20 protein-coding genes, 1 tRNA gene and 1 other RNA gene are annotated in these 17,712 nt (G+C 58.0%); 10 read left to right on the top strand and 12 right to left on the bottom strand.

Translation table 11 applies throughout. The features are described 5' to 3' along the window. Nucleotides 1-26 precede the first annotated feature (26 nt). The gene (locus ACR3FE_RS06680; RefSeq protein ID WP_458206302.1) at nt 27-758 is read left to right on the top strand and encodes a fumarylacetoacetate hydrolase family protein; all 732 of its coding nucleotides are present in this window, start codon (nt 27-29) and stop codon (nt 756-758) included. A gap of 122 nt (nt 759-880) precedes the next feature. On the opposite strand, the gene ACR3FE_RS06675 is transcribed toward ACR3FE_RS06680, so the two are convergent. Beyond that, complete coding sequence (locus ACR3FE_RS06675; RefSeq protein WP_458206301.1) at nt 881-2,032, bottom strand: NAD(P)/FAD-dependent oxidoreductase; 1,152 nt, start codon at nt 2,030-2,032, stop codon at nt 881-883. A gap of 135 nt (nt 2,033-2,167) precedes the next feature. Between ACR3FE_RS06675 and ACR3FE_RS06670 the strand changes: the two genes are divergently transcribed. From ACR3FE_RS06670 to ACR3FE_RS06655, 4 genes are all read left to right on the top strand, one after another. After that, a complete protein-coding gene (locus ACR3FE_RS06670) occupies nt 2,168-2,413 on the top strand; it encodes a YhbY family RNA-binding protein (protein WP_458206300.1) in 246 nt (81 codons plus the stop codon). After that, entirely contained in the window at nt 2,413-3,327 is a 915-nt protein-coding gene (locus ACR3FE_RS06665; RefSeq protein WP_458206299.1) for a mechanosensitive ion channel family protein, read from the top strand. The genes ACR3FE_RS06670 and ACR3FE_RS06665 overlap by 1 nt, the downstream gene beginning before the upstream one ends. Before the next feature lie 322 nt (nt 3,328-3,649). Beyond that, nucleotides 3,650-3,823, top strand: a complete 174-nt coding sequence (locus tag ACR3FE_RS06660; RefSeq protein WP_458206298.1) for a hypothetical protein — start codon at nt 3,650-3,652, stop codon at nt 3,821-3,823. 202 nt (nt 3,824-4,025) lie between these two features. Further along, entirely contained in the window at nt 4,026-4,919 is an 894-nt protein-coding gene (locus ACR3FE_RS06655) for a succinylglutamate desuccinylase/aspartoacylase family protein (protein ID WP_458206297.1), read from the top strand. Nucleotides 4,920-4,943: 24 nt separating this feature from the next. Here the strand turns inward: ACR3FE_RS06655 and ffs are convergent. The 3 genes from ffs to ACR3FE_RS06640 form a co-directional block, all read right to left on the bottom strand. Beyond that, nucleotides 4,944-5,255, bottom strand: an RNA gene (ffs, locus tag ACR3FE_RS06650) — signal recognition particle sRNA. Between the two features lie 63 nt (nt 5,256-5,318). Further along, entirely contained in the window at nt 5,319-5,651 is a 333-nt protein-coding gene (locus ACR3FE_RS06645; protein ID WP_458206296.1) for a DUF5658 family protein, read from the bottom strand. Between the two features lie 82 nt (nt 5,652-5,733). Then, nucleotides 5,734-6,138, bottom strand: coding sequence for a DUF7548 family protein (locus tag ACR3FE_RS06640; RefSeq protein ID WP_458206295.1), 405 nt, complete (start codon nt 6,136-6,138; stop codon nt 5,734-5,736). An 81-nt stretch (nt 6,139-6,219) separates the two neighbouring features. Here ACR3FE_RS06640 and ACR3FE_RS06635 point away from each other — a divergent pair, with 81 nt between their 5' ends. Continuing rightward, the gene (locus tag ACR3FE_RS06635) at nt 6,220-6,540 is read left to right on the top strand and encodes a DUF5798 family protein (protein ID WP_458206294.1); all 321 of its coding nucleotides are present in this window, start codon (nt 6,220-6,222) and stop codon (nt 6,538-6,540) included. Nucleotides 6,541-6,575: 35 nt separating this feature from the next. Then, a complete protein-coding gene (locus tag ACR3FE_RS06630; RefSeq protein ID WP_458206293.1) occupies nt 6,576-7,556 on the top strand; it encodes a PLP-dependent cysteine synthase family protein in 981 nt (326 codons plus the stop codon). Nucleotides 7,557-7,595: 39 nt separating this feature from the next. Here the strand turns inward: ACR3FE_RS06630 and ACR3FE_RS06625 are convergent, their stop codons facing one another. From ACR3FE_RS06625 to ACR3FE_RS06615, 3 genes are all read right to left on the bottom strand, one after another. Beyond that, entirely contained in the window at nt 7,596-8,006 is a 411-nt protein-coding gene (locus ACR3FE_RS06625) for a CoA-binding protein (RefSeq protein WP_458206292.1), read from the bottom strand. Nucleotides 8,007-8,063: 57 nt separating this feature from the next. Next, on the bottom strand, nt 8,064-8,705 hold the full coding sequence (locus ACR3FE_RS06620) for an RAD55 family ATPase (RefSeq protein ID WP_458206291.1): 642 nt from the start codon (nt 8,703-8,705) through the stop codon (nt 8,064-8,066). 138 nt (nt 8,706-8,843) lie between these two features. Further along, a complete protein-coding gene (locus tag ACR3FE_RS06615; protein WP_458206290.1) occupies nt 8,844-9,698 on the bottom strand; it encodes a geranylgeranylglycerol-phosphate geranylgeranyltransferase in 855 nt (284 codons plus the stop codon). 101 nt (nt 9,699-9,799) lie between these two features. Here ACR3FE_RS06615 and ACR3FE_RS06610 point away from each other — a divergent pair. Beyond that, nucleotides 9,800-9,874 (top strand) — tRNA-Arg (locus ACR3FE_RS06610). A 465-nt stretch (nt 9,875-10,339) separates the two neighbouring features. Here ACR3FE_RS06610 and ACR3FE_RS06605 read toward each other — a convergent pair. After that, on the bottom strand, nt 10,340-12,169 hold the full coding sequence (locus ACR3FE_RS06605) for a twin-arginine translocation signal domain-containing protein (RefSeq protein ID WP_458206289.1): 1,830 nt from the start codon (nt 12,167-12,169) through the stop codon (nt 10,340-10,342). 392 nt (nt 12,170-12,561) lie between these two features. After that, complete coding sequence (locus tag ACR3FE_RS06600) at nt 12,562-12,747, bottom strand: hypothetical protein (RefSeq protein ID WP_458206288.1); 186 nt, start codon at nt 12,745-12,747, stop codon at nt 12,562-12,564. Between the two features lie 367 nt (nt 12,748-13,114). Here ACR3FE_RS06600 and ACR3FE_RS06595 point away from each other — a divergent pair, with 367 nt between their 5' ends. Together ACR3FE_RS06595 and ACR3FE_RS06590 are read left to right on the top strand one after the other, a co-directional pair. Next, nucleotides 13,115-13,474 (top strand): DUF7344 domain-containing protein, encoded by a 360-nt coding sequence (locus ACR3FE_RS06595; protein WP_458206287.1) that lies wholly within the window; start codon nt 13,115-13,117, stop codon nt 13,472-13,474. Between the two features lie 1,598 nt (nt 13,475-15,072). Continuing rightward, nucleotides 15,073-15,489 (top strand): DUF7344 domain-containing protein, encoded by a 417-nt coding sequence (locus ACR3FE_RS06590; RefSeq protein ID WP_458206286.1) that lies wholly within the window; start codon nt 15,073-15,075, stop codon nt 15,487-15,489. 146 nt (nt 15,490-15,635) lie between these two features. On the opposite strand, the gene ACR3FE_RS06585 is transcribed toward ACR3FE_RS06590, so the two are convergent. From ACR3FE_RS06585 to ACR3FE_RS06575, 3 genes are all read right to left on the bottom strand, one after another. Next, nucleotides 15,636-15,974, bottom strand: coding sequence for a HalOD1 output domain-containing protein (locus tag ACR3FE_RS06585; protein WP_458206285.1), 339 nt, complete (start codon nt 15,972-15,974; stop codon nt 15,636-15,638). Next, nucleotides 15,958-16,410 carry a DUF7344 domain-containing protein gene (locus ACR3FE_RS06580; RefSeq protein WP_458206284.1) on the bottom strand — a complete coding sequence of 151 codons (453 nt, stop codon included), beginning with the start codon at nt 16,408-16,410 and terminating at the stop codon, nt 15,958-15,960. Before ACR3FE_RS06580 ends, ACR3FE_RS06585 begins: the two co-directional genes overlap by 17 nt. A gap of 452 nt (nt 16,411-16,862) precedes the next feature. After that, the gene (locus tag ACR3FE_RS06575) at nt 16,863-17,468 is read right to left on the bottom strand and encodes a GAP family protein (RefSeq protein ID WP_458206283.1); all 606 of its coding nucleotides are present in this window, start codon (nt 17,466-17,468) and stop codon (nt 16,863-16,865) included. Nucleotides 17,469-17,712 lie beyond the last annotated feature (244 nt).

The following is a 17,712-nucleotide window of genomic DNA, read 5'->3' as shown; positions in this document are numbered from 1 at the left end:
AGGCGCACGACCGCGACAAACCGCGTATGCGACGAGTACGCTTCCGCGACCCTGCCGGGTCCATCAGAACCGGCGAATGGACAGACGGCGAACTCCGATTCGCCGACGACACTTACGCTCCCGACGAGGTCGATATTCTCGCACCGTGCGAACCTACGAAGATCGTCTGCGTCGGCCTGAACTACGCCGACCACGCGGCGGAGCGAAACAAAGACGTTCCCGACCGGCCGCTCCTGTTCCTCAAGCCACCGAATACGGTCGCCTCACACGGCGACACCGTCACGCTCCCCGCCGGAAAGGAGCGCATCGACCACGAGGTCGAACTCGGTGTCGTCATCGGCGAGCAGTGTCGCAACGTCGCCGAAGAAGACGCGATGGACGTCGTCGCCGGGTTCACGTGCGCGAACGATATCTCGAACCGCGACGATCAGGACCGCGAACAGAACTGGGTGCGCGGCAAGGCGTTCGACCACTCCTGTCCACTCGGCCCGGTCGTGGCGACACCCGACGAAGTGCCCGACGACGCGACGGTTCGACTGCGCGTGAACGGCGAAGTCCGGCAGGAGTCCTCGCGCGATCAGTTTATTTTCTCCGTGCCGGAACTCATCGCGGAGATCACGACCTATCTCACGCTCGAACCGGGCGACGTCATCATCACGGGAACACCCTCGGGTGTGGCACCACTCGAAGATGGTGACCACGTCGATGTCGAGATCGAAGGCATCGGAACGCTCTCGCACGACGTTCGGATTCCGTGAGGTCGAGGCGTTCGATTCCGTAAAGTCAGGTCGTTTCGATTCCGGCGTCGTTTCTGTCGAGGCGTTCGAGGGTGCGGGGAAAAACGAGTCGATCGGAAAACGCGAAAGGTCGATTTCGCCGATTACAGCACGTCCCACGCTTTGATCGCGCGGTTCCACGAGGTCACGTCCGCGATCCAGCGTGCGGCGACGAACTTCTTCAGGAACTTGGCTCCGTAGGAGTTGAAGGTGCTGACCGGGATGATGTCGATCCCGTGGGCGACCGCGTCGTCGCCGATGGAGATGAGCGTCCCTTTGTCGTCGTACGTCCACGTGGCGAGTGGCTGGCCACGGATGGACCGTGCGATGTTCTCACCGACGACTTCGGCGGCCTGCCACGCGGCCTGTGCGGTCGGCGGGGCCGGGTTGTCCCCCTGGTCGATGATGGCACAGTCGCCGATGGCGAACACGCGGTCGTCGCTGGTCTGGAAGTTCGACTCGGTGGTGACTCGGTTGTGCTCGTTGTCGAGTCCACAGTCGTTCATCGCGTCGCGGCCCGTGACGCCGCCGGTCCAGACGAACACGTCGTATTCGAGGGGTTCGCCCTGGTCGAACTGGATCTCGTCCTCGGCTGCCTCGGTGATAGGGTCGCCCGTGAGGATGTTGATGTCCTTTTCGAGCAGGTACTTCTTCACCGTGCCCTGGAGTTCGGGATCCTGTCCGGGCATGATCTCGTCCAGCGCCTCCACGAGATAGATGTCGATGTGCGCGCGGTGTTTGTCGCGGTACTCGGCGATCTCGCCTGCGCTCTGGATGCCAGATAGTCCGGCACCGCCGATGACGACCTTCGCGGGATCGTTTCGGGAGGCGGTCTTCGCGGCGTCCTTGACCGCGTCGTGGATCTCCAGTGCGTCGTCGAGTCCTTTGAGCGTGAGCGAGTTCTCCGCCATGCCGGGGATACCGTAGTAGGCGGTCTTGCTGCCGAGCGCGACGAGGAGATAATCGTAGTCGATGCCGTCGCTGGCTTCGAGTTCGACCGTTCGCTCGTCCGTATCGACGCCCGTGACGGTGTCCTGCACGAATCTGGTGCTCGGGGATTTGACATCCTGAACCGGGAGCGTGATCTTGTCCTTGACTCGGGGGTCGCGGATGACACGGTGGGATTCGTGCAACACGAGGTGGTAATCGGTGTCCGACACCCACGTGATGTCGGCGTTGTCGAGTTCCGCTTCGAGTTGCTGTATCGCGCCAGCACCAGCATAACCAGCACCGAGCACGACGACCTTCGCAGTCATGTGCGAATCTCAGGAGTCATGCGATACAAAGGCTTTGAAACCCGGAGCAGAGTGCAAGGTATTCACTCCCTCGGTATGTGCCCGACCTGTCGGCTGTAAGGTTTAAAAGCAATCGCACACAACTACTCCGCAGTCATGAACGATCAGGAGTTGCGAAAGCAGGCACACGACCTCGACGTGACCGTCTGGGTCGGAAAGAGCGGTCTCGGTGCTGTCACCGACGAGCTGAAAGATCAGTTGCAGAACAACAAACTCGTGAAGGTGAAGTTCCTTCGCGCAGCCCGAGGCGGAACCTCGACCGAGGAACTCGCAGGAGAACTGGCAGACGAGGTGAATGCCGATCTGATAGAGACACGTGGGAATACGGCGGTGTACCACTGATGCAATCCGAAAACGGGAATCAGGGAGCGAACACAGTTGTCGAGAAGTTACTGATGGATTTTGGTCTTGGCGAGAATTTCGCAGAGCCTACGGCACAGGCTATCGTATTCGTCATCTCGTTCGTCGTCATCTATCTGCTCGGTCGAATCTTCGTCATCCCACTCGTCAAACGACTGCTCGACAGTCGCGGCTACGACCAGAGCGTCAAGAAACCGCTCACGAAGGTCACCCAGTTGGTCGTCCTGTTCGCGGCTGCCGGGATGGCATTCGCCTTCGCAGGATTCGGAAACATACTCACTGCACTTGCAACCGTCGCTGCTGCAGCAACACTCGCAATAGGTTTCGCCCTGCAGGATATCCTCGCCAACTTCGTCGCTGGCGTGTTCATCTTCACGGACAAACCGTTCAAGATCGGCGACTGGATCGAGTGGGACGACGGAACCTACTCGGGCATCGTCGAGGATATCGACCTTCGCGTGACCCGCGTGCGAACCTTCGATAACGAACTCCTCACCGTGGCGAACTCGGTGTTGACCGACGGGGTCATCAAGAACCCGGTGGCACACGACACACTCCGCATCCAGTTCCTCTTCGGCATCGGCTATGACGACGACATCGAACAGGCGACCGACATCCTCATCGAGGAGGCCGAGAACCATCCGGAGATTCTCGATGACCCCGGCCCGTCGGTTCGACTCACCGAACTCGGCGACTCCGCGGTCGGACTCAAATCTCGATTCTGGATCGACGACCCGCGGCGAGGTGACTTCGTGAAGACGCGCGGCGAGTACGTGAAGGCCGTAAAAGAGCGATTCGACGCGGAAGGCATCGACATGCCTTACCCCCACCGCCAGCTTACCGGTGGCGTCGAGGTCGGCAACCCCGCCGAACTACAGGCACTGAGCGGCGACTGAAACGCACACCGAACGCCCCACTCGATTTCTCGCTGCGCGGCTCCAGATACAATAAATACTGAATTTGACATATTGTGTCGTTTGGGATGTCTCACCGCAAAACCACCGAAGGTAGTCGGGCCCTCCATCGAAAGAATCAGATGTGTACCGGGAAACCTGAACGGTGACACAGAACGAACCCCCTGACCGAGAATCAGGGCCATCACCACCGGGGAAGGGGGAGAAAAGGATACGACAGGATCGAACGGCTTCCCGCAGAGAATTCAGTTACAGGGGCATTGCGCTAACGGGAGTGGTCGGCGTCGGGTTTTCGAACATCGGTGTGAGCAACGTCCGGGCTATCGACTGTCATCGAGAAGGAACCGTGGGATTCGAGACGGGCATCGAACTCGACCACAGTGATTTCGACGACGACTTCGACGATCTCGATAGCGGCGATTGCAACGACGATGAAACCGAGGTCGAAATCGACGGCATCGATATCGAAATCGGATAGTCGACCGACGACGGGATCTGTCTCCCCGTCGGTCCCCCGATCGGGACGTGCTAATCTCCGATGAGTCTTTGAAATCGGCACCGGATGCTCGTCGATTCGGAGAAGTCGACACCGAGTGACAGGCGAGAATAGTATAGATAGCCAGTAGTTTCAGCGAATCTGCAAGAGCGTTAAAGTCGTTCGAGATGTTATTTTTTCCAGTATGAGTTTGAGTAGGCGAGCGTTCCTCTCGACCGTGGGCAGTGGCTCGGTCGGCGGTGCGGTCGTTCTCACTGGGTGTGCCGGGAACGATTCGCAAGACGGCGAGGCCGGGGCGGCGACGACCTCTCGAACGCGTCGGGCGACATCGACATCGCCACCGACATCCGAATTGACCACGACGAATGGCGAAGCCACCAGGGTCGTCTCCACGTCGCTGATTCGTGCCGGAACCGAACAGGAGACGACGGTGTACGAGATTCGGTCGGGGAACCCCGGCCCGACCGCGTACGTCGTCGGCGGGATGCACGGGAACGAAGAGAGCAGCTACCGGGCGGCCAACGACATCCGCGAGTGGGATATCGATGCCGGAACGCTGGTCGTCCTTCCCGAAGCGAACGCGCCAGCTGTCGAGGAACACCGCCGGGAGTGGCCCGGCGAGATGGATCTGAATCGCCAGTTCCCGATCGGCGAACAGCCGAAGAACGCGCTCGCTCGGGAGATGTGGGAGTCGATTCTCGACCACGACCCAGACGTGCTCATCGACCTCCACAGTTCGAAAGGCATCTACGAACGCGAGGACGACGAGGGCTACGGCCAGAACGTCTTCCATTCGAGCCACGACGACGTGGTTCGGAGCATCAAAACCGCCACCAAACTACTGAACGAGGAGTACGTCACTGGCTACGAGCCGATCTACGACTTCGTTCACACACCCATCGAACAGACCGACTACGTGACAGCGCCGATACTCATCAACAAGACTCGGCGCGGTCAAGATATCCCGTCCTGTCTCTTCGAGGTCACGCAGGACGATGTCGAACCGGAGAAGCGAGCACGGTGGACGAAAGCGTTCGTCGCCAGCATACTCGATTCCTGGGATATCCGAACGTCGTAACTGCGCGATGAGAATGCGATATGAATGTGGACGGCCGGAGTTGCCCGGCGTTCCGGACCGGGGAATCCCGGTTGCCTCCTCCACCCCGCGATCCTACGAGCGACAGGTGTCCGATGGTCCGCTGCTCACTTCCGTGCCTGACGGATTGCCACCGACTAACTACGACGAAACACCCCTGCGAGTGTCCGTCGCAGACCGCTGTCCCCGCAGGACGAGGCTTCTGCGTTGGCTTCCGGGGCCCGGCCTGGTCTGACCGGACGCATCCGGAGTTCGGTCCCCGCTCAAGACCATAGCGCGGGTTGGGAGCAGGGCCTAACTGCCCGACCTAGTCCATCCACAAGTAGCCGACACCACCTTAAGGGCCTTTCGGGTTTCTGCCCCGAATCGCAGCGACCGCGTTTATCCGACCGTTGCGATGGCCACGACGTTCGAGAGCACTACCAGCGTCCCGACCGCGAGATACACCAGACTCCCGAGTCGGAAGGTTCGCCGAGAGCGCTGGGTCAACCCCGAGAGGACAACCAACAGGACGACGGTGATGACTTTGACGAGCACGAGTCCTGCGATTCCTAACTCCGCAAGCAAGTGTGCGACGAACGGGTTCCCCTCTTCGAGTCCGAGTTCGAGTCCTACTCCTGTCGTCACGACATCGCCGAGCATCACACCGAGGACGGCGACCAACAGTGGCAGAGAGACGTGCGACCACGGTCGAGAGTGAGCGTCCGGCGACACGGAACCACCTCCGCCGTCTCACCACTTTGTTATAGGGCCACTGAACGGGGGTAACAGGCCGCTGTACGGTGAAAAGGGATGACTACAGCACGTCTCGTGCGTACCAACCTGCGCTTGTGGGAACGGCAAGGGTCACGAGGAAGAATGCCCAGCGATGATAGACGAGCGAGTCCATCCGAGCAGATTCAACGAGCGTGTCGGCGGAGGTCACGACAGCCCACCAGAGCGTAATGACGGCCATGAACACCCCGAGGACGAGTGTGACGCCAGCGACGATTGCCGGGTCGGAACGCTCCTGTAACCCCGAGCCAAAGGCGATGACCGCGACGAGCGCGAAAATCGTATCGAGCCAGTGAACGGGAACCGGGATCGTCTCATAGTAGACGCCAACCGCGGTCGCAGGCGCGATGAAATACGGGAGCGCGAGGAGTGCAAGCACTGCCAGAGACGACACTATTCCGACCTTCGGTGCGAGTCGCTTGCTCATGGCTGCGACCACTCACGCGAGCGAGTTAAGCACCCCGCTTGAGTCGGAAAAATCACATTACTTCAGCACGAACCACGAGACATGGGACTCGGAAGCACGGCCAAGAAGATCCAGAAAGTCGCTGATACTGCGGAGAAACTGTACGCCAAACTTAACGAACTCCGGGAGCAGGTGCTCGCCATCCGCGACTCGTTGGAGGCGACGGACGAGCGCGTTCAACACCTCGAATCCGAGAACGCGAAGCAACGAGCACTTATCGAGGCACTGGCCGAAGAACAGGGAATCGACGTCGACGGTGTGCTGGACGACGTAGCGGAAACCGAGGAGGCTGACGAAACCACCACGGAAGACGAGACGACTGACGAGGCCAGCACGGACGAGACGCCGGAAGCGAGCACATAACAACGACTAACAGCCCCGCCTTCGTTTTCTCGCGCATGACGACACATCGGGAACCGCTCGACTCGGTGCTCGACACCGCCGGGCGAACGCCACTCGTTCGCGTCCACGCCGCACCCGACGAGGTGCCGGTGTACGCGAAGCTAGAGTCGTTCAACCCCGGCGCGAGCGTGAAAGATCGCATCGGGAAGTACATGGTCGAACAGATGCTCGAACGCGGCGACCTCGTTCCCGGTGGGACGGTCATCGAACCGACCGCCGGAAACACGGGTATCGGGTTCGCCATCGCGGCAGGCCAACTCGACGTGAATGCCGTCTTCGTCGTCCCCGAGCGGTTCAGCGTCGAGAAACAGCAGCTCATGCGCGCGCTCGGTGCGGAGGTCATCAACACCCCGACCGAGGACGGGATGGGTGGTGCGATCGACCGCGCCCACCAGCTCGCCGAAGAGACCGAAAACGGCGTCGTCCCCCAGCAGTTCGGGAATCCACTGAACGTCGAAGCCCACTACGAGACGACCGCGCCGGAGATCTACGACGCACTCGATGGTGACGTCGGCGCCATCGTCGCCGGGTGTGGCACTGCAGGAACCCTGATGGGCATGGCGAAGTACGCCCGCGAGCAGCACCCCGACACCTACGTCGCCGCAGTCGAACCAGAAGGGTCGCTCTACTCGCAGACGTTGGGTGCGAACGTCGACGAAGCGGAGTACAAGATAGAGGGTATCGGCACGCACGATCCGACGACGAACGAACTGTTCGAACCCGACCTCGTAGATGAGATCATCCAGGTGTCCGACCGAGCAGCCCACGACGAACTGAAACGACTCGCGCGCGAGGAAGGACACTTGGTCGCCTCCAGTGCGGGCGCGGCCAGCGTCGCGGCACGCACGGTCGCCGAGAAGATCCGTGACGGTGAGGTCGATGCGCCCGGCGAATCGGTGGTCACCATCTTCCCCGACTCCAGCGAACGCTACCTCTCGAAAGGCATCTACCGTTCGTTCGCGGAATGGGAAGGGTAGAACGAGAACGTCCGTCGTAACCTCCTCGGTGTCCGCTAGCTACTCCATCAGCCGTTCGTGTTCGACCTTCATACAGTGGTCTTGCACGACCCGTTTTCCGGCGTCTTCGGCTCGTTCTGCGGCGTCGTCGTCCCGGATTCCCAACTGCGTCCAGATGACGTCTACGTCGTCGCGTTCCAGGGCGTTTTCGACGATCCCGGCGACTTCGTCGCTCGGGCGGAACACGTCTACGATGTCTATCTCCTCGTCCACGTCCGTCAGTGAATCGTACGCTTTTCTGCCGAAGATCTCGTCCGCGAAGGGGTTGACCGGGATGACGTCGTAGCCGTGCTCGCGGAGATATTTCGGAATCTCGTGAGCGTCTTTGCCGGGCGTCGTGGAACAGCCGACGACCGCGACGGTGTCGAGTTCGAGGATGTCTCGGAGTTCGTCGTCGTTTTCGACTGGCATAGGAGAGACGACGTGATACTCGCGCAAAAGGATTCGGCTGTCACACCAGCTCCGCGTCTACAGCGGTTGCCAGCCGCTCATCGAGCCGACGCCCTTCATCCGAACTTCCGATTCGTTTCCATCGGCTTCGCGAACTTCGATCTCACCATCGAACAACTGCCGGAGCGTACTCATCGTCTGGTCGTCGTGGGCAGTCGAGTCGATGACGAACAGACCGAGGGCCTCCGCACTCTGAACGCGTCCCGTGAACACGTGCAGGAACCGGAACACGGTCTGTAAGTTCGAATACATGAGCAACGTCGACAGTGAGTTGAACACGATCCGGTTCGTCCGCACGCCCGAATCGTAAAATCGCTGGAGGAACTCGGAGAGCTGGATACCGATTCCGGTCATATCCATCGGTGACGAGGTGTACTCGACACCGTCCATATGACGGGGGTTCATCCCCTGTTGCTTCGAGACACAGTCCACGACACCGATCGGAGACTCCCCGCCATCGACCAGTGATTCGAATTCGGTGTACACCTGCTTGCCACCGTCTTTCGTCGTCACGATGATCGCACCATCACCGGTTCGACCGCCAGCGGCGATGATGTCGAGTGCGAGGTCCCGTTTCCCCGTCATCGGCGGCCCTGCGATGAGCAGATTCGTCCCCGGATCGACCTCCATTCCCGAGAACGATTCTCCTAAGTTATACATGATAGCTCCTCACGGCCATGTGGCACACTTCGGGGGGCGCTGACGAGGTATCTCTGTTCTCCCCCGGTGTCATCTGGGATTAATGTATAATGTAGCACTTATATTCTTTTTGATTGCTATTCAGTTCAACGGACACGACTAGACGAGCATGACGACTCGACCGACCACGAATGCGATGGCGGCCAGAAACATCCCGTATTTCAGGTGGTTCTGGCCCGCTGTCGGGTCGTCTCGACTCTCGTACGCCGCGTAGAGCATGATGGCATCTGCCGGGATCACGACTGCGAGATAGGGCAGGCCGAACGTTCCCCAGAGGTACGGCAGTGGACTCGCTATCACGGCGGCGACGAGCAAGGCCGCACCGATAGCGATAGCGGGCCGAGCGCCGATTGCCAGGGGAAGCGTGTTCAACCCTTCCTCACGGTCCCCCTCCATGTCCTCGACGTCCTTGATGACTTCGCGCGTGAACGTCGAGAGCGCGGCGAGCAGGAAGAGGATCGTTGCAGCACCAAGATCCCCAGTTGCAACGGCTGCGCTCCCGAACAGGAACGTGCTTCCGCCGAGATACGCGACGACTGCGTTCCCGACGCCGGGCAACCCCTTGAACATCTTCGTGTAGGCGACCAGCGCGAGGAGGTTGATCGCCGCGATACCGAGTGCGAGCAGTGGTAACGTGAGCACCGCGACCACGGCTCCGAGGAACAGCATGGTGCTGAACACGAGCGCACCTCGTGGCGAGACTGCACCTCGCGGGATGGGTCGTTCCGGTGCGTTGATACGGTCGATATCCCGGTCGAAGTAGTCGTTGATCGCGTTTCCTGCACCGGTCGCGAACCACGTCGCCAGTACTGCGGCGGCCACTTGCACGGGTTTCGGGTCGGTGAAGACGCCCCCCGCCACGAACGCGCCGATGAACGTGAGGACGCCCGCCGCGAATGCGTTGCCCGGACGTGTGAGTTCGAACAATCCTTTCGCACGTCCGGTCGTCGTCATACGGCGACGTACTCGGGCCACCCGGTATAAATGAACTGGATACGATTTCCACGACAGAAAACCACGACGTTTAAAAGGTGTCGCGCGATAGATGTGGATACGGGCGCTTAGCTCAGTCTGGACAGAGTGCTTGGCTTCGGACCAAGTTGCCGCGGGTTCAAATCCTGCAGCGCCCATCCTGCTGCTTCATCATCTGAATCCAACAGCCTGCGACGGGTTCCTTATAACCCAGCGCGCAGACCGGTGAGATGATTTGAACCTGCTACGGGTTGCCATCGGTGCCGCCCTCGATTTGCAGAGAGCTAAACGTGAGATGGCCGCATAAACGTATCGTCACCACCAGCCATTCCACTATTCGACCAGTGCTTTTCATCACCCACGGATAGCCACGCTGGTGGGTCTGTTGAAAATCCTCACCGATTGATAGAACTGGCATGCTGAATAGAGAGCGTGAATTGAGCAATTTCTTGTGCCTATTTACCTTCGTCCCTGCACGTCGATGTTAGCTCCTTTATTGTCAAGCGGCATGGTAAGCCGGTCGTCAATGACTCCGCGGCTCTTGAACTCTCAGCCGGCCTTCAGATGCGACCGGATTGCTTACTCTGTACTCTGGAAATCCAGAGGGTAGTTGTGAAGTGGCATTAGTCCTCAAACGTTGACGCCGTGCGCTCTGGGAACTCGTATCCGTCAGCTTGTTCGACCGCCTCGTACATCCACAACGAGCCGTGCGACGTCTCTGCTTTGTCGTAGATTTTCGTCTCGTCCATCGTAATGAGCTTGTATGTCGTTTCGCCACCAGACCGGACCGGAACGACCGACGGATGCGGTGCCTCATCGTTCGTGTCCACGTCCAAGTCGAAGCCTGTCCGGTTTGTCGAGACCGTCGGGTACTCACAACTCACCATCTGTCCAGACACCGTGGGGTCGGCATACAAGACCTTGTACTCACCGTTGACCCTCACGATGCGACCACCCTCAATTTGATTCTCCGGGTCTTGATGCGAGTCCAATACTGTCCACCCACCCGTCAGTGACTCGTCAGTGGTCTCGGCAATCGACACCTCATCAATCCCGCCAGAGTTATACACTGCACGCCATTTCCCAGCTTGCTCGTCGTAGATACCGTTGAAGTCGTGGTAGCCTCCGTTCCCCACTGCCGGATTCCGTGGCAAGTTCGAGTCCACTGCTTCTAAGAGGTGGGTCCCATCAAGGACGTTTTTTTCTGTGTGCGTTACCCATATCCGCTGGAACCCATCATCTTGTTTCGGGTCGTTCGGGCCGTTTCCGAATCCACTCCACATGACCGTGAACGTATCGTTCGAATCGTCATAGATAACGTGTGAAGCGACATAATTCGAGAGGTAGCCAGTCTTCGCTTCTGCAAAGAGCACGGACTGCATCTCAATTTCGAACGTTTCCAAATCAATGGTTGCAATCGTCTGGAATCCACGGTGCTTGATCGAGCCCGGTGTGAGTGCGCAGTAGAGTTTGCCATTTTTGATGAGTGGCGCACCGTTCTTGTAGGTGACCGGGAACGGGCCACGGACACCGAGTTGGTACGAGTAGAATAGCTCAAAATCACTAAGCGTGATACTGTTGTTACCACCGCACGCCGTGTGGATATACGGGTTGAACTGCTCCCACGTTGGTTTGTCGAATATGTCGTACAGCGTCCGAGCCACCCCGGCGTTTCCAATGTGGGCGTCGCCGTAATACTTCCAATCTTTATTATCGCCGTCTTCGCGGGCCAAACAGGAGACACAATCACCTTGGAAGATGACGTATAAATCGAATGGCGCTGACGGGAGCGCGTAGTCCGTATCGAACGGCACCGTATTCGTATGCGTTGCCCCGTTACTGTCGGTCAGCTTCTCGAACAACTGCATCTGGTTCGCGGCGACGTTACTCCCCACCCAGAGATAGTTGGTGTCGTCCTTGATGAGTCCAATGCCAGCGTTCGATGCCTCCCCGGATGTTCCAGGCGTCCCACTGTATTCCTCAACGCGGAGCATACCACTGAAGAACGGCGCAATGGGGTGGCAGCGCGGTTCATACCCGATTGCTTCGAACCGCCCCGTCCGGTTTGCGATAGTCATCGTCCCTCCCTCGATGGTTTGGCCGATGTCCGTCCCAGTGAGCAGGTGTTTGCCAATCATGTTGCCAGTGCCTTCGCTGGCACTTCGGAATGGTTGGGCGTCCATCTGCCACCGATACAGTGAGAGGGCGGGCGTCTCGGCCAGCCCGAATGCTTCTGGGAAGACGTCCCGCCACGTTCGGTCAACCTCCCATGTTATCTGCTCAATGGGAGTACCATTCGTAATCACGGACGACCGGTCGTTGGTTGTATCTGTTTGTATACCGGAAACGGTGGTAAGTCCGGCTGTCGTAATCGCCGCCGTTACCGCGCCGGCTGTTTTGAGATACGAGCGTCGGTTGAGTAACGGCTTATCGTTGTCCGTCTCGCGTGCCATGCCAGACTTCAATGAAAAGCACCAATTTAAAAAGGTGCTGGTACTGGCTGGTGAGGTCCTTCTGGAGGAACATTATCCACGATGGTGTATTCTTGTGTAGCCCACGACCCCTCCTTGCGATATTGTGGATTACCGCCGAACTACTGACGTGACTCTGCTACTGTGTGATTAGGAAAATAGGAAGACGCAGAGGATACTGCTCGATACGCACCACTAATTTACCGGAACGGTCATAACCAGCGTGCTGAATACGCGCCCTGTATTCAGCACGGCCGCAGAAACCTATCACCACTTGAGGGTTACAACACGTCCTCGCTGGTGTGACACTCCGCCACCTTCGCGTTCTATCCGTACCACCGAGCACGATGCTATCTCCGATAGTTGCGGCTGTCTCATGCGTTGTCATCGTGTTTTTGGTCGTCGTCCTTTGCCGGGTCGTAGAACTCAGCCTCCTCGGGCGATACGGGGATATGGTCTGCTAAGTCGAACGTCCCCTTCTCGGTCAGGTTTTGATATGCAGGGTCAGCCTCGGGGTTACGAGCGTCGGTGGCTGTGCTGAGCGTCGTTGGAAACCACACCGCACCATCATCAAGGTCTTCAAGCGTCCCGACCGTTAGCGCCGTTCACTCTGAGTAATCGTCGGAACCATCGCGAAACGAATTATTGAGTCCCACCGCAAACGCTATTCAGCGATAATCGGATGTAGGGGAACCGAACCCGCCAAAACTGAAACCCGACTCATCACCCCCATTTGCCGATAGGGATGGGACATCAGTACGCCCAGTGCTTCGTTTTGCAGCCAATGTGTCAGATAACGCCCAATATTCTGATAAAATAGGGACTGAACCATTAATATTAAGGATGGTAACAAATGGCAATCAGAGGGCGCTCACCACGACAATCCACGAAACGACACCTTCACCGATTGAACGAGAGGAATCCCCCATGACCCGATTTACTGGCACGGGGTCGTCTACTGGGGATGCACCATCACTGTCACTCGACACGTGCTTCGAACTCTTGGCCGACCGATGGCGTCGCCACCTGCTGTGCTACCTCGCCGAAATTTCGTCGGTCACAGCGACCACCGATGAGCTCGTCAGCCATCTCATTCAGGAGGACACTTCGGCGACCCCTGACGATACGACGTGGGTCAAACTCGAATTGCACCACAAACACCTCCTGAAGCTGGCTGCGGCCGGCGTCATTGACTATGACCGGCAGGATGAAACCGTTCGGTATCACGGTGGAAAGACGCTTGAAGACGCTGTGGCGTTCGCAGCAAACATAGAACACTCAGAATAGTGATAACAACGTGGTCAGGGGAGCGCCCTTGGCCGTCCCTATGGTCGCCGTGTCATATCCCTCGCGACGCTCAAGGACAGTCAACTAACGTCATGGCGATCATCATACTCACAAGTCCAGTCGTGTCCTGATACTCGGCACGACCATACCACACGATTCTCAGTTTGGCCCAAACGGATTGCAAGCGGATTTTCGGCGGCGGGTATCTCACATCAGCCATAATTTCGGTGCCGTGGCAAAGGCATCATTCACTGTGAATCACCGCATTTGTATCATGTTCAGGCGCCGTATAACAATACATGGCGCAACCATCGGTGCAACCGGAGCGTCGTACCGAAGCACCCACCAAGCGCCAACGTACGATGCTCCGATAAACAACGGTTTGCGTCGCGTGTGTCCGTTCTACTTACCGTCAGCAGGGCAGAATCGCCCTCTGTCCGGCTGGCGGTGGATACTCCTGGATTGCCAGCTGGGGTGGCGTACCATCGCCACCCGGCACGACTCCCCGCTTAGTCAGAACGGGGCTATTGTTCGAAGAAGTACCATTCCGGGCGTCACCGACGAGTGTTGCCGCAGATAGCCTCGCAATGGGTCGTCTTCAGTCACGTTTTCGGTCACGGCGATTCCAGTCGGTGTCTCTCTGCGTGCGGTTTGTGGTGTTTTCTTTTCCAGTTATTTTTCGAGTAGGCACCGTATAACAATACTCAACGCAGCCATTGGAACAACTGCGAGCGTGGCAGGAAACCCGCTGGCCTATCCCTGCACCGTTCGAGCACAGTGAGCGAACCAACGCCTGTCAAACCGCCATGTGGTCCGTCTGGTCGTGTCGCATCGTCCCTGGCACGACCAGACAACTCGCCTCACGGGGATTTCCGGGACGAGAACGGGTTGCTTGTTGGTAGAAGCACCATCGGCGTACGGTAGGTTGTACAGTGTCGATAGCGGCCATTTCATCCGAAGTGGTCCCGGTGGTTCGAGTCCACCCCCGTTCGTGTTTTTCGCACCGTTGCTGTTCTTCATAGTGGGTACTGTTGCTGCCGACAATCTCAGTGCTCCAGCGTGGACGCCAGGCGTTCGAGTACGAGGTCACGCAAGCGGGGAACGTCCGCTACAGTGCTCCGGCAAGCCAGCACGATGACTATGTGGACGCGTTGGCTCTGGCGTGCCCACTCGATCGTGTAGACGACACGGAGTTCGGTGTGTCATCCCCGTTACTCTCGTCACCCATGGCATAGAGTAGCGTGGTCGAACACATAACGATTTGCCCTTCTGGGTTCTCACTGTAGCGGCTCTGAACTACTGGTTATCAGTGGATGAGTCTCCGTTCGAGAGCATATTTTTCCTGTCGGTGGAAAACTATCATCGCGCGACGATTCGACGAAGGCATACTCACAGAGCATGAGTCAGTCGATGTAGCTGAAACGGAAAGCCAATCGGTGCTTCATGTGGGTTCTCTTGTATCATGAAACGAGCAAAATACAGATATATGATGATGAATCAATCGAACATGCGGGTTGGTATCATATGCTATTCAAAGGACACGATTTAGTGCACTGCACGAACCGGCACCCACATCGGCTGAGCGAGGCGAATACTTCATGACCGTACCTACCGGGAGAGCAGCTTCCACTGGGCACACACCCTCATTCTCACTGGATACGTATTTCGACCTCTTGGCCGATAAGTGGCGGCGTCACCTGCTGTATTACTTCGCCGATACCATGGCGCATACGGTGACCGTCGATGAACTCGTTACCCATCTCATCCATCGGGTTGATACGGCGGCCTCCCTCGGCAAGAAGCGAGTCACAACCGAACTGCGCCACAAACATCTCCCGAAGTTGGCTGCGGTCGGCGTTATTGAGTATGACTCGCAGGAGAAAGCCATCCACTATTACTGGGGGACTAAACTCGACGAAGTCGTGGCGTTCGCGGCACGAATGGAACAAGATAACGGGACTATGGCTGTTACACGAACTCCGTACGCGGCAGACGAGAATCCTGCCGACGAGTAAGGCGCTGGAAAACTACACCTCATCGAGGAACCCGCGTCGTTGCTTCATCTTTTCACGCTCCGTCCACCGGTTGTAGTGCTCGGCGATGACCGCTCGCTTGCCGTTTGCGTCGTTGCTTTTCGTCTCTCTCGCAGCACGAAGCTCGCTCAGTCCGTGGGTTCGTACACCGCAATCCAGCCATCGCTTTTGAGTTCGATACGATACTCACCAAACTGGAACTCAACACTCCCGACAGCGTCCCTACTGTGGCCCGCTACATCCGGCCCAAAGAGGGCATCTTCCAGCGCAGCGATATCGACACAGTCGTACAGGACCGGCTCGGTGATGTCCGTTGGCGACACCCCTTCGACGTCGGCGACCGCCGCAATAATCGTCGTCGTCAGGTCGTCTCGTCCAGCGCGGTCGTAGTGTGCTTGCTGCACGAGATGCCACCCACCATCCACGTCAGCGTTGATGTCACTCTCCTCGTCAGTACTCTTCGTCATCCATTTCACTCCGGGCGTGGGCTTCTTGTCTCATATCAAGGCTGGCACCGGCTCCGGCCAATGCGACCAAGACCTGCTCAGCGTATTCGCCGGGCTGAATCGTCTCGCGCTCCCTGTCGAACTCGATGACCCGCTCATTGACCAGCTTTGGGATATGTGCGTGGTAGAGAGATGCATACATCCGGTCGATGTCCTCTTGTGGCACGTCGGCCTCGGACGTGTCCATCTCCCACGCCGCGACTTTGGTTGCAAGCTCGGTCACGGACCACTCAGTCCCGGATTGCAGAGTATAGAGCAGATACCGCCGCCGCGCCTTTGCGACCGATTGGAAAACGTAGTCCAACCCCAGTATCTCTTGTGAAATCTCCGGTAGTTTATCAGCATCGGAAGGAATCTCCGATGCTGTTTCTTCGTCGTCTCGATTTGGTATGTCCATGCAATGAGGGTTGTGTGTGAACCTGTATCAATGTTTTTGGCAATTTAAAAATACTTTTTCTTCTTGAGGATATTTTTGGCCAGCATACAGTTTGGCTGTTATTTCTGAAATTTAGTATCTTCTTGCCAGACACTCCGTTCTCCGACTCTCATCGCCGCCAGCTACGCGAACTGAGGAGTGGATGATGCCGACGGCCAGTCCCGTGGCGACGGGTTATCTTCCGCTGCTGTTTCGGCCGGCCCTTAGCTCCACGTGGTGTCGGTGGCCGCTTGGCCCACGCAGTTGTCGCGGGTGAGCGCGAACGGATGTGAGCGCGAGTCGTGGAAGAGGTTCTGAAACTTGTTTTCAGGTTCTCTTCCTTTGGTTCAAATCCTGCAGCGCCCATTGTTCTGCGACGAACGACGGTGATGAGCGACGGAAACCAAACGAAAGTGGATGATTCAGCCGATGATTCAACTGATGACGATGACGACGAAGAACAGGAGAACGATCTCGTTGACGATCCACGAGTTCGTATTCATCCAGTCGCGAGCCTTCGGCAGGAAGGCTTCCGCTCGGTCACCGAACGCGAGGAGGGTGAGTGACGGCAGTGCGAGAAACAGGAGCGTGACGAGGATGAATGGAAGGGAGTCCGTCCACGGGAACCCCCGAGCCGCGAGGTAAGAGCCGACGGAGACGGAAGTGAGGATGTCGGTCGGGAAGAATCCCAACAGGAGAAAGCCGAGCCTGAACGAGAACCGGGGGGTCGCTTTCTCAAGCTTTCCCATCCACTCTGGCGGCTCCGATTCCTCTCTCGTCCGGTAGGTATTCACCATGGCGACGAGGAGCAGAACGAGGATGATGATGTCGAGGAGGCCCTTCGAAGCCCCTTGGTCGGTCGCGCCGTCGCTGAAGACGTACGCGAGTAAAACGACGAGTGAGATCGAGAGTGCCGCGCCGAAGACGAATGCAGTGGAGTTCCGTCGCCAGTTCTCGCTCGTGGCCAGGAAGATGGCACTGAGTATCTGCGGCCCCGCGACCATCACGAACGCCAGTGGAAGGATTTCGAGAAAGCTCATGGCTCGACCAGCTCCCTCTTTCCGCCGACCAGCTCCCAGTTACCTTTCCCCCTATCTGCTCTCGGTTCAGATGTCCCGTCCATGATTCCCCCTGCGATCGAAATCTGCTCTCCGGGTCACTCCCTGGTTCACGAATACTATCTGACTCGTCCCGTCACCCCCTCTGGGATACGCCGTGAGTGAAGTTTGACCATACGCTACGATTTCCAACAAGATAAGTACGAATGGCGTAACCACCGACCCA

Source organism: Haladaptatus rarus (assembly GCF_054177585.1).
Note: the sequence above shows the minus strand (reverse complement) of the source record. Positions and strands in the feature narration are given on the sequence as shown.